This window comes from Ramlibacter lithotrophicus, assembly GCF_012184415.1.
GTDB classification, from domain to species: Bacteria; Pseudomonadota; Gammaproteobacteria; order Burkholderiales; family Burkholderiaceae_C; genus Ramlibacter; species Ramlibacter lithotrophicus.
Window position 1 is genome coordinate 222,131 of the sequence record NZ_VTOX01000009.1, and the last position, 10,753, is coordinate 232,883.

At 67.4% G+C, this 10,753-nt stretch carries 19 protein-coding genes; 5 read left to right on the forward strand and 14 right to left on the reverse strand.

What is annotated here, in order from left to right; genetic code table 11:
• Window positions 1-23: 23 nt before the first annotated feature.
• From RAMLITH_RS20980 to RAMLITH_RS20990, 3 genes are all read left to right on the forward strand, one after another.
• Window positions 24-1,259, forward strand: a complete 1,236-nt coding sequence (locus RAMLITH_RS20980) for a CaiB/BaiF CoA transferase family protein (RefSeq protein WP_168109394.1) — start codon at window positions 24-26, stop codon at window positions 1,257-1,259.
• Window positions 1,260-1,994, forward strand: a complete 735-nt coding sequence (locus RAMLITH_RS20985) for an alpha/beta fold hydrolase (RefSeq protein ID WP_168109395.1) — start codon at window positions 1,260-1,262, stop codon at window positions 1,992-1,994.
• 74 nt (window positions 1,995-2,068) lie between these two features.
• Window positions 2,069-2,566 carry a TlpA family protein disulfide reductase gene (locus RAMLITH_RS20990; protein ID WP_168109396.1) on the forward strand — a complete coding sequence of 166 codons (498 nt, stop codon included), beginning with the start codon at window positions 2,069-2,071 and terminating at the stop codon, window positions 2,564-2,566.
• A 39-nt stretch (window positions 2,567-2,605) separates the two neighbouring features.
• Here the strand turns inward: RAMLITH_RS20990 and RAMLITH_RS20995 are convergent, their stop codons facing one another.
• Window positions 2,606-3,061, reverse strand: coding sequence for a c-type cytochrome (locus RAMLITH_RS20995; protein WP_168109397.1), 456 nt, complete (start codon window positions 3,059-3,061; stop codon window positions 2,606-2,608).
• A gap of 155 nt (window positions 3,062-3,216) precedes the next feature.
• On the opposite strand from RAMLITH_RS20995, the gene RAMLITH_RS21000 reads away from it, so the two are divergent.
• Both RAMLITH_RS21000 and RAMLITH_RS21005 read left to right on the forward strand, forming a co-directional pair.
• Window positions 3,217-3,885 (forward strand): cytochrome b/b6 domain-containing protein, encoded by a 669-nt coding sequence (locus tag RAMLITH_RS21000; protein WP_168109398.1) that lies wholly within the window; start codon window positions 3,217-3,219, stop codon window positions 3,883-3,885.
• A gap of 94 nt (window positions 3,886-3,979) precedes the next feature.
• Window positions 3,980-4,480 carry a GNAT family N-acetyltransferase gene (locus RAMLITH_RS21005; RefSeq protein WP_238344304.1) on the forward strand — a complete coding sequence of 167 codons (501 nt, stop codon included), beginning with the start codon at window positions 3,980-3,982 and terminating at the stop codon, window positions 4,478-4,480.
• Between the two features lie 22 nt (window positions 4,481-4,502).
• Here the strand turns inward: RAMLITH_RS21005 and RAMLITH_RS21010 are convergent, their stop codons facing one another.
• The 13 genes from RAMLITH_RS21010 to RAMLITH_RS21070 all read right to left on the reverse strand — a co-directional run.
• Window positions 4,503-5,009, reverse strand: coding sequence for a peroxiredoxin (locus tag RAMLITH_RS21010; RefSeq protein ID WP_168109399.1), 507 nt, complete (start codon window positions 5,007-5,009; stop codon window positions 4,503-4,505).
• Between the two features lie 112 nt (window positions 5,010-5,121).
• A complete protein-coding gene (rpsQ, locus tag RAMLITH_RS21015; RefSeq protein WP_168109400.1) occupies window positions 5,122-5,391 on the reverse strand; it encodes a 30S ribosomal protein S17 in 270 nt (89 codons plus the stop codon).
• Between the two features lie 9 nt (window positions 5,392-5,400).
• On the reverse strand, window positions 5,401-5,616 hold the full coding sequence (gene rpmC, locus RAMLITH_RS21020; protein WP_168109401.1) for a 50S ribosomal protein L29: 216 nt from the start codon (window positions 5,614-5,616) through the stop codon (window positions 5,401-5,403).
• Window positions 5,617-5,633: 17 nt separating this feature from the next.
• A complete protein-coding gene (gene rplP / locus RAMLITH_RS21025; RefSeq protein ID WP_168109402.1) occupies window positions 5,634-6,050 on the reverse strand; it encodes a 50S ribosomal protein L16 in 417 nt (138 codons plus the stop codon).
• A gap of 2 nt (window positions 6,051-6,052) precedes the next feature.
• Window positions 6,053-6,979 carry a 30S ribosomal protein S3 gene (gene rpsC / locus RAMLITH_RS21030; RefSeq protein ID WP_168109403.1) on the reverse strand — a complete coding sequence of 309 codons (927 nt, stop codon included), beginning with the start codon at window positions 6,977-6,979 and terminating at the stop codon, window positions 6,053-6,055.
• Window positions 6,980-6,991: 12 nt separating this feature from the next.
• A complete protein-coding gene (gene rplV, locus RAMLITH_RS21035; RefSeq protein ID WP_168109404.1) occupies window positions 6,992-7,324 on the reverse strand; it encodes a 50S ribosomal protein L22 in 333 nt (110 codons plus the stop codon).
• 9 nt (window positions 7,325-7,333) lie between these two features.
• Complete coding sequence (gene rpsS, locus RAMLITH_RS21040) at window positions 7,334-7,612, reverse strand: 30S ribosomal protein S19 (RefSeq protein ID WP_168109405.1); 279 nt, start codon at window positions 7,610-7,612, stop codon at window positions 7,334-7,336.
• A 10-nt stretch (window positions 7,613-7,622) separates the two neighbouring features.
• Window positions 7,623-8,447 carry a 50S ribosomal protein L2 gene (gene rplB, locus RAMLITH_RS21045; RefSeq protein ID WP_168109406.1) on the reverse strand — a complete coding sequence of 275 codons (825 nt, stop codon included), beginning with the start codon at window positions 8,445-8,447 and terminating at the stop codon, window positions 7,623-7,625.
• Window positions 8,448-8,450: 3 nt separating this feature from the next.
• Complete coding sequence (gene rplW, locus RAMLITH_RS21050) at window positions 8,451-8,786, reverse strand: 50S ribosomal protein L23 (RefSeq protein WP_168109407.1); 336 nt, start codon at window positions 8,784-8,786, stop codon at window positions 8,451-8,453.
• Window positions 8,783-9,403, reverse strand: coding sequence for a 50S ribosomal protein L4 (gene rplD, locus RAMLITH_RS21055; protein ID WP_168109408.1), 621 nt, complete (start codon window positions 9,401-9,403; stop codon window positions 8,783-8,785). Before rplD ends, rplW begins: the two co-directional genes overlap by 4 nt.
• Window positions 9,403-10,095 (reverse strand): 50S ribosomal protein L3, encoded by a 693-nt coding sequence (gene rplC / locus RAMLITH_RS21060; protein WP_168109409.1) that lies wholly within the window; start codon window positions 10,093-10,095, stop codon window positions 9,403-9,405. The genes rplD and rplC overlap by 1 nt, the downstream gene beginning before the upstream one ends.
• A gap of 195 nt (window positions 10,096-10,290) precedes the next feature.
• Complete coding sequence (gene rpsJ / locus RAMLITH_RS21065; protein ID WP_027102403.1) at window positions 10,291-10,605, reverse strand: 30S ribosomal protein S10; 315 nt, start codon at window positions 10,603-10,605, stop codon at window positions 10,291-10,293.
• A gap of 5 nt (window positions 10,606-10,610) precedes the next feature.
• Window positions 10,611-10,753 (reverse strand): EF-Tu C-terminal domain-related protein (locus RAMLITH_RS21070; protein WP_475493628.1); only part of this gene is annotated, 143 nt, incomplete at its 5' end.

Genomic DNA, 10,753 nt, shown 5'->3' on the forward strand with positions numbered 1-10,753 from the left:
GTTATCCGGGACAATCGGGTCCCATGACTTCACTGGCCGGCATCCGCGTCCTCGATCTGTCCCGCGTCCTGGCGGGCCCCTGGTGCACACAGACCCTCGCCGACCTCGGCGCCGACGTGATCAAGGTCGAGCGTCCGGGAAGCGGCGACGACACGCGCACCTGGGGACCGCCGTTCCTCAAGGACGAGGCTGGCCAGGACACGGCGGAAGCGGCGTACTACCTCGGGACCAACCGCAACAAGCGCTCGGTCACCTGCGACATCGCGCTGCCCGCCGGGCAGGCGCTGATCCGCGAACTGGTGCAGCGCTGCGACGTCTTCATCGAGAACTTCAAGGTCGGCGACATGGCCCGCTACGGGCTCGACTACGCAGCGCTGTCGGCGCTCAATCCACGCCTGGTGTACTGCAGCATCACCGGGTTCGGCCAGACCGGCCCGTATCGCGAGCGCGCCGGCTACGACTATGCGATCCAGGGCATGGGCGGGCTCATGAGCGTCACCGGCGAGCGCGACGACCTCGGCGGCGGACCGCAGAAAGTCGGCGTCGCCGTGGCCGACCTCTTTACCGGCATGTATGCCACGGTGGCCATCCTCGCCGCCCTGCGCCATGCCGAGCGCACCGGCGAAGGCCAGTACGTCGACATGGCGCTGCTCGACACCCAGGTCGCGATGCTCGCCAACCTCGGCGCGAACTACCTCGTCAGCAACAAGGTCCCCGGCCGCGCCGGCAATGCGCACCAGAACATCGTGCCGTACCAGGTGTTCGAAGTCGCGCCCGGCGCCGACGGGCACAAGGACCACATCATCCTGGCGGTCGGCAACGACACCCAGTATGCGAAGTTCTGCGACGTCGCGGGGCGGCCCGACCTGGCGCTCGATCCGCGCTTCGCCAAGAACCAGGACCGGGTGCGCAACCGCGACGTGCTCGTGCCGTTACTGGCGACGATCATGAAAGGCCGCTCCAAGGCGCAGTGGCTGGCTGCGCTGGAGCAGGCCAAGGTGCCGTGCGGCGCCATCAACAACCTGCAGGAGGTGTTCGCCGACCCGCAGGTGAACGGGCGCGGCATGGTGACGCATTGGCGGCATCCGTTGCAGCCGGACCTGAAACTGGTCTCCAACCCGATGAAGCTGAGCGCCACGCCGGTTCGTGCCGACTTGCCGCCCCCCCTGCTGGGGCAGCACACCGAGCAGGTCTTGCGCGAGCTGCTGCAATGCGACGATGATCGCCTGTCCGAGTTGAAACAGCAGAAGGTGATCTAGATGGCCAACTTCCTTCTCGTCCACGGCGCCTGGCACGGCGGCTGGTGCTGGCGCGACGTCGTGCCGCAACTGACCCGGGCCGGACATCGCGTGCACGCGGTCACGCTCACCGGCGTGGGCGAGCGCATGCACCTCATGACGCCCGCGATCACGCTCGAGACCCACATCACCGACGTGGCCAACGCCATCGAGATGGAGGAAATGGACCAGGTCGTGCTGGTGGTCCACTCGTACGGCGGCATGATCGGCACGGCCATCGCGGACCGGATGCCGCAGCGCCTGCGCCACCTCGTCTACGTCGACGCGGTCGTGCCGAAGCCCGGCGAAAGTTGGGCCAGCACCCATGCCAGCGCGACACGCGAAGCGCGGCTGGTGGCCGCGGAGGCCTCGCCGGATTTCAGCTTCCCGCCGCCGGATCCGGCGATCTTCGGCCTGTCGGCGAGCCAGTATGAATGGGTCAAGCGGCGCCAGACGCCCCACCCCGGCCACACCTACCAGGCGGCGCTCGATTTCGATCCGCGCCGGGTGGCGGCCATCCCGCGCACGTTCGTCAGTTGCACGGGGCCGGCGCTGGCCACCATCGATGCCGTGCGGCAGCGCGTCGCGGACCGGTCGTTCTGGGCCGGCGCCTGGCATTCGGGCGGCGGCGCACGCATGGTCGAGATGAAGACCGGCCACGATCCGATGATCAGCGCGCCGGACGAGTTCGCTCGCATCCTGCTCGACTGCGCCTGATCGCCCACGAGGCAGCTGCTTCGTTGCAGAATCCGCTGCTGCACCCGCCGACGGGTGCGTCGGGGAGAAGCTCGATGAGGCGTGTCCTGTACGGCCTGGCCGCCGCCGCCGCGCTGGCGGTGGGCGGCGCGATGCATCTTGGCAGCGCGAGCGCCGCGGCGCCAACGTCGACCTTCGTCCTGCTGGACGGAACCAGCCGGACCACCGCGGACCTGAAGGGCCAGGTAACCCTGGTGACGTTCTGGGCCACCAGTTGCACGGCGTGCGTCGCCGCCATGCCCCAGGTCGCCGCGATTCACGACAAGTACCGCGGCGCGGCGTTCGACACGATCGCCGTCGCGATGAGCCACGACCTGCCCGGCCATGTCGCGCATTACTCGGAATCGCGCCAGCTGCCGTTCAAGGTGGCGCTGGACAGCACCGGGGCCGTCGCCAGGGCGTGGGGCGACGTGCGGCAGACCCCGACGACGTACCTGGTCAACCGGCGCGGCGAGATCGTGAAGCGTTTTCAGGGCCCGGTGGACGCGGACGAGGTGCAGCGGCTGATCGAGCGTCTGCTGGCGCAGGCCTGACCCGCCCCTGGAGCGCGGCGACGCGCCGCGCTGCGACGCTCACTCCTTGCGGAAGTCGTCGTGGCAGCCCTTGCAGGTGCGCGCCGCCGCACCGAACGCCGTCTTGAGGGTATCCAGGTTGCTGGTCCGGGCCGCGGCCAGGAGCTTCGGCGCCTCCGCCTGCAGCTTCTCCTGGTGATCCTTGAACTTGGCCGGCTCGAGCCAGATCTCCGGCTTGGCCCGAGTGTCCCGTCCCTTCTCGGTGCCCGCCCCGAAGCCCGCCCACGGCAGCTTGGCAACCGTCGCCACCACCTCCGCGTTTTCGACGGCGGCCTTGGCGTCGTAAGGCACCCGCCCGTTGGCCATCGCACCGATGCGGCCGAAATGCTGGCCCATCACGAACAAGGCGCTCTGGCGGTACTTGATCGCGTCTTCGGCCTTGGCGAACTGGGCCGAGGCCGGGGCAGCGAAGGCGGCGGCCGCGGCGGCCGCGGCGAGGGAGGCGGCGAATTTCATCTGGCTGTTCTCCTTGGTGTGTGACAAATGAAGTGGTGCTGACCGGCGGTTCCGGAAAAAGTTCGCGTTCCCGGCCGGCCCTAGGGAATGTCCGTAGGCGGACGGGGACCGCATCGCAGCGCTTACCATCGGGCCCCGCCACCATTGGAGCTGCCATGCCGCACCGCATCCGGGTCTGGGATCTGCCCACACGACTGTTTCACTGGAGCTTGGTCGCGTGCATCGCCGGTCTCGTGCTCACCGGGTACGCCGGCGGCGCGCGGATGGAGTGGCATGCGCGCATCGGGTACGCGGTGCTCACGCTGCTGCTGTTCCGGCTGGTCTGGGGCTTCGTCGGCGGCCATTGGTCGCGGTTCTCCTCGTTCGTGCGCGGCCCTTCGCATGTCGCCGCCTATCTGCGCGGCCAGGCGCACCCCGATTCCCTGGTGGGCCACAATCCGCTGGGCGCGCTCTCGGTGGTGGCGATGATGGTCTTGCTGCTGGCGCAGGTGGCCACCGGCCTGGTGGGTGATGACGAGATCTCGTTCACCGGCCCGCTCAATCGCTTCGTCACGAGCGCACAGGGACTGGCGGCCACCTGGTACCACAAGCGCATCGGCCAGTGGGCGATCCTCGGCCTGGTGATCCTGCACGTCGGGGCCGTGCTGTTCTATCTGTGGCGCAGGGGCGAGAACCTGGTGCGGCCGATGGTGCATGGCGACAAGGCCGTGGGCATGGCCACGACGGTCGCGTCGCGCGACGACGCACGCTCCCGCGCCGCAGCGCTGATGGTGCTGCTTGCCTGCGCCGGGGCCGTCACGGGCCTGGTGCAGCTGAGCCGCTGAGCATCGGCATCCCGCCGCCGGGGATTCCCGTCCCCGGTTGCGCACCGGCATGACGCCGGTACACTGGAGGGCCCCTGAAGCTTGCGGCACCCGATTGGATACCCAACAGATTCCGGCAGTCGAGCTTGCGACGCCAACCTCGCGCGAGGAGTTCGACGCCGTGCGCGAGGTCTTCCGCGAATATGCCCAGGGCCTGGGCGTTGACCTGTGCTTCCAGCATTTCGACGAAGAGCTGGCCAGCCTGCCCGGCGAGTACGCGGCGCCCCGCGGTGCGCTGCTCCTGGCCATGGTGGACGGCCAGGTGGCCGGCTGCGTGGGGCTGCGCCCCCACGACGCGGCTGACTATCCCAATGCCGCCGAGATGAAGCGGCTGTACGTGCGGCCCGCGTTTCGCGGCACCGGGCTCGGGCGGCAGCTCGCGGAAGCCGCGCTCGACGCCGCGCGGCAAGGCGGCTATGCGTGCGTGCTGCTCGACACGCTGAGCGACATGGAGGCGGCCCGTGCGCTGTACGAGGACCTCGGCTTCGACGAGATCCCCCCCTACTACCACAACCCGATTCCGGGGGCGCACTACCTGAAGGCCGATCTCGACTGACGTCGAGACCGGCGGGCCGAGCTCAGGCGCTGGCCTGCTTGAGGATCGTGTCGGCGTCGCTGACCTCGAACTTGCCGGGCGCCTCGACGTTGAGCGCGGCCACCTTGCCGTCCTTCACCAGCATCGAGTAGCGCGTGCTGCGCAGGCCCATGCCCTTGCCGGTGAGATCCAGCGTCAGGCCGGTCGCCTTGGCGAACTCGGCGCTGCCGTCGGCCAGCATGCGCACCTTCCCGCCCGCCTTCTGGTCGCGGGACCACGCGCCCATCACGAACGCATCGTTGACGCTGACGCACCAGACCTCGTCGACGCCGGCCCGCTTCAGGTCGTCGAACTTCTGCACGTAGCCTGGCACGTGCTTGGCGGAGCAGGTCGGGGTGAACGCGCCGGGCAGGCCGAAGATCGCGATCGTCTTGCCGGCAGCGGCCTCGGCCACCTTCACCGGATTCGGGCCGATGCTGCAGCCGTTGCCCTCGACTTCCGAATACTCCTGCAGCGTCACGGACGGCAGTGCATCTCCAACCTTGATCATGGAATCCTCCAAATAAGTCTGAGCCAGGAAAGCTTGCCCCGGGTGGCGCCCGGAAAGCAAAACGGCCCACATTGTGGGCCGTTTTGAACGCGCTTGCAGCGCCGGGGTCGGTTTAGACCTCGGCGGCCTTCTCGATCAGCCGGGTCGCGACCCAGTTCTTGGTCTTCGAGATCGGACGGCTCTCGACGATTTCCACCACGTCACCGGTGTGGAACTCGCCCTTTTCGTCGTGCGCGTGGTACTTGCTGGACTTGGCAACGATCTTGCCGTACAGCTCGTGCTTGACGCGGCGCTCGACCAGCACCGTCACGGTCTTGGCGCGCTTGTCGCTCACCACCTTGCCGATCAAGGTGCGCTTGAGGGAGGGTTTGGCTTCCGTCATGGTCGCTCCTTACTTGGCGGCGCTCTTGGCGCGCTCTTCGGCCTGCTTCTGGGCCAGGATGGTCTTGGCCCGGGCGATGTCGCGGCGCGTGACGCGCAGCGTGCCGGTGTTGTTCAACTGTTGCGTGGCCTTCTGCATGCGCAGGCCGAAGTGGGCCTTCTGCAGCTCCTTCACTTCGTTCTCGAGGCCGGCAATGTCTTTCTGGCGCAGTTCAGCAGCTTTCATTTCTCATTACTCCTGAATCAGGCGCCGATCATGCGGCTGACGAACGCGGTGCGCAGCGGCAGCTTGGCCGCGGCCAGGCGGAACGCCTCGCGCGCGAGCTCTTCGCTCACGCCGACGATTTCGAACACCACCTTGCCAGGCTGGATCTCGGCCACGTAGTACTCGGGGTTGCCCTTGCCGTTACCCATCCGCACTTCGGCGGGCTTGGTGGAGATCGGCTTGTCGGGGAACACACGGATCCAGATGCGGCCGCCGCGCTTCACGTGGCGGGAAATCGCGCGGCGCGCGGCTTCGATCTGGCGGGCCGTCAGGCGGCCGCGGTCCGTGCACTTCAGGCCGAAGTCACCGAAAGCCACCGAGTTGCCCCGGGTGGCGATGCCGGTGTTGCGGCCCTTCTGCTCTTTGCGGTATTTGCGGCGAGCTGGTTGCAGCATGTTTACTCTCCTTTACCGTCGGTCGGGGTGCCGGCCGGCGCGGGTGCCTTGCGGACGCGCTTAACGGTAGATTTCGGTGCCTCGGCACCTGGGGTTGCTTCAGCGGGCTTGTCGCTGCCGTCGGCCGGCGCGGCATTGGTCGTGCCGACCGGGGCGCCGGCGCGCGGGCCGCGCGACGGGCCGCCACGGCGATCGCCGCCGGGGCCGCCACGGCGGTCGCCGTCACGGCGCGGGCCACGCGGACCGCGGCGCTCCTCGCCCTCGGGGCGCGGCGTCGAGTCGAGCGACGGCGCGTCGGTGCGGCCGAGCGTGTCGCCCTTGTAGACCCACACCTTCACGCCGATGACGCCGTACGTCGTCTTGGCTTCGGAGAACCCGTAGTCGATGTCGGCGCGCAGCGTGTGCAGCGGCACCCGGCCTTCGCGATACCACTCGGTGCGCGCGATCTCGATGCCGTTCAGGCGGCCGGCGGACATGATCTTGATGCCCTGGGCGCCCAGGCGCATCGCGTTCTGCATCGCGCGCTTCATGGCGCGGCGGAACATGATCCGCTTTTCGAGCTGCTGGGTGATCGAGTCGGCGATCAGCTGGGCATCGACTTCAGGCTTGCGCACTTCCTCGATGTTCACCGCCACCGGCACGCCCAGGCGGGTGGCCAGTTCGCGCTTGAGGTTCTCGATGTCCTCGCCCTTCTTGCCGATCACGACGCCCGGACGGGCCGAGAAGATCGTGATGCGGGCGTTCTTGGCGGGGCGCTCGATCAGCACGCGCGAGACGGCGGCGTTCTTCAGCTTGCCCTTCAGGTACTCGCGCACCTTGATGTCTTCGGCCAGCATGCCGGCGAAGTCGCGGTTGTTCGCATACCAGCGGCTGGCCCAGTTGCGGCTGACGGCGAGGCGGAAGCCGGTCGGATGGATTTTCTGTCCCATGTTCTTCCTGCCTTAGTTGCCGACCGTCACGTACACATGGCACGTGGGCTTGCTGATGCGGTTGCCGCGGCCCTTGGCGCGCGCCGTGAAGCGCTTGAGCGTGGCGCCCTGTTCGACGTAGATGGTCTTGACCTTCAGCTCGTCGATGTCGGCGCCGTCGTTGTGCTCGGCGTTCGCGATCGCGGACTCCAGCACCTTGCGGACGATGAGCGCCGCCTTCTTCTGCGTGAAATTCAGGATGTCGAGCGCCTGGTCGACCTTCTTGCCGCGGATCAGGTCGGCCACCAGGCGGCCCTTGTCGACCGAGAGGCGCACGCCGCGCAGGACTGCACGTGTTTCAGACATGGTTCACCTTCACTTCTTCTGGACTTTCTTGTCCGCCGGATGACCCTTGAAAGTGCGCGTCAGGGCGAATTCGCCCAGCTTGTGGCCCACCATCTGGTCGGTGATGTAGACCGGCACGTGCTGCTTGCCGTTGTGCACGGCGATGGTCAGCCCGATGAACTCGGGCAGGACCATCGAGCGGCGCGACCAGGTCCTGATCGGCTTCTTGTCCTTGGTGGTCACGGCCTTGTCGGCCTTGGCCACCAGGTGGTGGTCGACAAACGGACCCTTTTTGAGAGAGCGAGTCATTTGCTACCTCTTACTTTTTCCGGCGCGACACGATCATCACCTGCGTGCGCTTGTTGTTACGGGTCCGATAGCCCTTGGTGAGGTTGCCCCACGGATCGACCGGGTGGCGACCCTCGCCCGTCTTGCCCTCGCCGCCACCGTGCGGGTGGTCGACCGGGTTCATCACGACGCCGCGCACCGTCGGGCGGATGCCCATGTGGCGCTTGACGCCGGCCTTGCCGAGCTGGCGCAGGCTGTGCTCTTCGTTCGCCACCTCGCCGATCGTCGCGCGGCACTCGATGTGAATGCGGCGCACCTCGCCGGAGCGCATGCGAACCTGGGCGTACGTGCCTTCGCGGGCCAGCAGCGTCGCCGACGTGCCGGCGGAACGCGCGATCTGCGCGCCCTTGCCCGGCTTCAGCTCGATGCAGTGGATCGTCGAGCCCACGGGGATGTTGCGGATCGGCAGCGTATTGCCGGCGCGGATCGGGGCTTCCGATCCGGAGACCAGCTGCGCGCCGACTTCCAGGCCGCGCGGGGCGATGATGTAGCGGCGCTCGCCGTCGGCATAGCACACCAGGGCGATGTGGGCCGTGCGGTTCGGGTCGTACTCGATGCGCTCCACCTTGGCCGGGATGCCGTCCTTGTTGCGGACGAAATCGACGACGCGGTAGTGGTGCTTGTGGCCACCGCCCTTGTGGCGGGTCGTGATGTGGCCGTTGTTGTTGCGGCCCGACTTCTGGAACTGGGACTCCAGCAGGGGCGCGTACGGCTCACCCTTGAACAGGTGATCCCGCGAGATCTTCACCATGCCGCGATGGCCTGGCGAAGTGGGTTTCATCTTGATGACTGCCATGATTTACGCGGCCTCCCCGGTGAGGTTCAGCTCCTGGCCTTCCTTGAGCACGACATAGGCCTTGCGCACGTTGTCGCGGCGGCCCACCGAGCGGCCGAAGCGCTTGGTCTTGCCCTTGGTGTTGACCACCGACACGCCCTTGACCTCGACCTTGAACATCAGTTCGACGGCGGCCTTGATCTCCGGCTTGGTGGCGTTCTGCAGGACCTTGAAGGTCACCGCGTTGCTCTTGTCGGCCACGTGCGTGGCCTTCTCGGACACCACCGGCGCCACGAGGACCTGCATCAGCCGGCCTTCGTCGAACTGACGGGCGGCGGGAGTGGGATTGACGCGGCTCATGCGAACATCTCCTTGAGCTGGTCGATGGCGCCCTTGGTGACGAGCACCTTCTTGAAGTGCACCAGCGACAGCGGATCGGCGTAGCGCGGCTCGACGACGAGCACGTTCGCCAGGTTGCGCGAGGCCAGGTACAGGTTCTCGTCCACCTCGTCGGCGATCACGAGGACCGAGTCGAGGTTCATGGCCTTGAAGCGCGCTGCCAGTTGCTTGGTCTTGGGCGAATCCACCTTGAGGGAATCGACCACGGCCAGCCGGCCTTCGCGGGCCAGCTGCGAGAAGATGGACGCCATGCCGGCGCGGTACATCTTCTTGTTGATCTTCTGGGTGAAGTTCTCTTCCGGGCTGTTCGGGAAGATGCGGCCGCCCCCGCGCCACAGCGGCGACGAGGTCATGCCGGCGCGGGCGCGGCCCGTGCCCTTCTGCTTGAACGGCTTCTTGGTCGAGTGCTTGACCTGCTGGCGGTCCTTCTGGGCACGCGTGCCCTGGCGGGCATTGGCCTGGAAGGCGACGACGATCTGGTGAACCAGGTCCTCGTTGTATTCACGGCCGAACACGGTCTCGGGGGCGTCGAACTTCGACGCGGCCTGGCCCTGCTCGTTCAGGAGTTCGAGCTGCATTACTTCGCTCCCTTCGCTGTCGTGGCGGCGCCGGCAGGCTTGGCCTTGATCGCCGGACGCACCGTGACGAACCCGCCCTTGGAGCCGGGGATCGCGCCCTTGATGAGCAGCAGCTGGCGCGCTTCGTCGACGCGGATCACGTCGAGGTTCTGGGTGGTGACGGTGTCGTCGCCGAGGTGGCCGGTCATGCGCTTGCCCGGGAACACGCGGCCCGGATCCTGCGCCATGCCGATCGAGCCGGGCACGTTGTGCGAGCGGCTGTTGCCGTGCGACGCGCGCTGCGAGGCCATGTGGTGGCGCTTGATCGTGCCGGCGTAGCCCTTGCCGATGGTCGTGCCCTGCACGTCCACCTTCTGGCCCACGGCGAACACATCCGCGACCGGCACGGCGGCGCCGGCGGCGTACTTGGCGGCCGTGTCGGCCGTCACGCGGAATTCCTGGATGATTTCACCCGCTTCCACGCCCGCCTTGGCGAGGTGGCCAGCGGCCGGCTTGGTCACGCGCGAAGCCTTGCGCGCACCGAACGTGACCTGCAGGGCCACGTAGCCGTCGTTCTCCTGGGACTTGACCTGGGTCACGCGGTTGTTGGACACGTCCACCACCGTGACAGGAACGGCGTCCCCATCATCGGTGAACAGGCGCATCATGCCCACCTTGCGGCCCAGCAACCCCATCGAGGTGCTCAGACTCATGTTGTTACTCCAGTGCTTTCGCCGCAGCCGCTGCAATTGGCTTCTGCGTTGACCCCGCCGCCAGGCGCCGGGAGTTCGAAAGTAGGTTGATGAAAGCTCCGCCCAATCGGACGAAGCCGCAAATTATAACCCGCTCCCGGCATTCCTGCCAAGAGCGGGTCGGTTCGACCTGGAGGGGCTCGCGCCCCCTGGCACTTACTGCAGCTTGATCTCGACGTCCACGCCGGCCGGCAGGTCCAGCTTCATCAGCGCGTCGACGGTCTTGTCCGTGGGATCGACGATGTCCATCAGGCGCTGGTGGGTGCGGATCTCGAACTGGTCGCGCGAGCTCTTGTTGACGTGCGGCGAGCGCAGGATGTCGAAGCGCTTCATGCGGGTCGGCAGGGGCACCGGGCCCTTGACGATCGCGCCGGTGCGCTTGGCGGTATCGACGATCTCGGCGGCGGACTGGTCGATCAGCTTGTAATCGAAGGCCTTGAGGCGGATGCGGATTTTCTGTTGGGTGGCCATCTTGATTACTCCATGATCTTCGCAACGACGCCGGCGCCCACGGTGCGGCCGCCTTCGCGGATGGCGAAGCGCAGGCCCTCTTCCATGGCGATCGGGGCGATCAGCTTGACGGTGATCGTCACGTTGTCGCCGGGCATGACCATTTCCT

What these genes read in the sequence shown, in the direction of transcription:
- RAMLITH_RS21000 (WP_168109398.1), top strand. Translation starts at nt 3,217, where the DNA reads ATGCCGCACCGCATCCGGGTCTGGGATCTGCCCACACGACTGTTTCAC.
- rplP (WP_168109402.1), bottom strand. Translation starts at nt 6,050, where the DNA reads ATGCTGCAACCAGCTCGCCGCAAATACCGCAAAGAGCAGAAGGGCCGC.
- RAMLITH_RS20980 (WP_168109394.1), top strand. Translation starts at nt 24, where the DNA reads ATGACTTCACTGGCCGGCATCCGCGTCCTCGATCTGTCCCGCGTCCTG.
- rplB (WP_168109406.1), bottom strand. Translation starts at nt 8,447, where the DNA reads ATGGCAGTCATCAAGATGAAACCCACTTCGCCAGGCCATCGCGGCATG.
- rplW (WP_168109407.1), bottom strand. Translation starts at nt 8,786, where the DNA reads ATGAGCCGCGTCAATCCCACTCCCGCCGCCCGTCAGTTCGACGAAGGC.
- rpmC (WP_168109401.1), bottom strand. Translation starts at nt 5,616, where the DNA reads ATGAAAGCTGCTGAACTGCGCCAGAAAGACATTGCCGGCCTCGAGAAC.
- rplD (WP_168109408.1), bottom strand. Translation starts at nt 9,403, where the DNA reads ATGCAGCTCGAACTCCTGAACGAGCAGGGCCAGGCCGCGTCGAAGTTC.
- RAMLITH_RS20990 (WP_168109396.1), top strand. Translation starts at nt 2,069, where the DNA reads ATGAGGCGTGTCCTGTACGGCCTGGCCGCCGCCGCCGCGCTGGCGGTG.
- rpsS (WP_168109405.1), bottom strand. Translation starts at nt 7,612, where the DNA reads ATGACTCGCTCTCTCAAAAAGGGTCCGTTTGTCGACCACCACCTGGTG.
- rpsJ (WP_027102403.1), bottom strand. Translation starts at nt 10,605, where the DNA reads ATGGCCACCCAACAGAAAATCCGCATCCGCCTCAAGGCCTTCGATTAC.
- rplV (WP_168109404.1), bottom strand. Translation starts at nt 7,324, where the DNA reads ATGTCTGAAACACGTGCAGTCCTGCGCGGCGTGCGCCTCTCGGTCGAC.
- rpsC (WP_168109403.1), bottom strand. Translation starts at nt 6,979, where the DNA reads ATGGGACAGAAAATCCATCCGACCGGCTTCCGCCTCGCCGTCAGCCGC.
- RAMLITH_RS20985 (WP_168109395.1), top strand. Translation starts at nt 1,260, where the DNA reads ATGGCCAACTTCCTTCTCGTCCACGGCGCCTGGCACGGCGGCTGGTGC.
- RAMLITH_RS20995 (WP_168109397.1), bottom strand. Translation starts at nt 3,061, where the DNA reads ATGAAATTCGCCGCCTCCCTCGCCGCGGCCGCCGCGGCCGCCGCCTTC.
- RAMLITH_RS21010 (WP_168109399.1), bottom strand. Translation starts at nt 5,009, where the DNA reads ATGATCAAGGTTGGAGATGCACTGCCGTCCGTGACGCTGCAGGAGTAT.
- rpsQ (WP_168109400.1), bottom strand. Translation starts at nt 5,391, where the DNA reads ATGACGGAAGCCAAACCCTCCCTCAAGCGCACCTTGATCGGCAAGGTG.
- rplC (WP_168109409.1), bottom strand. Translation starts at nt 10,095, where the DNA reads ATGAGTCTGAGCACCTCGATGGGGTTGCTGGGCCGCAAGGTGGGCATG.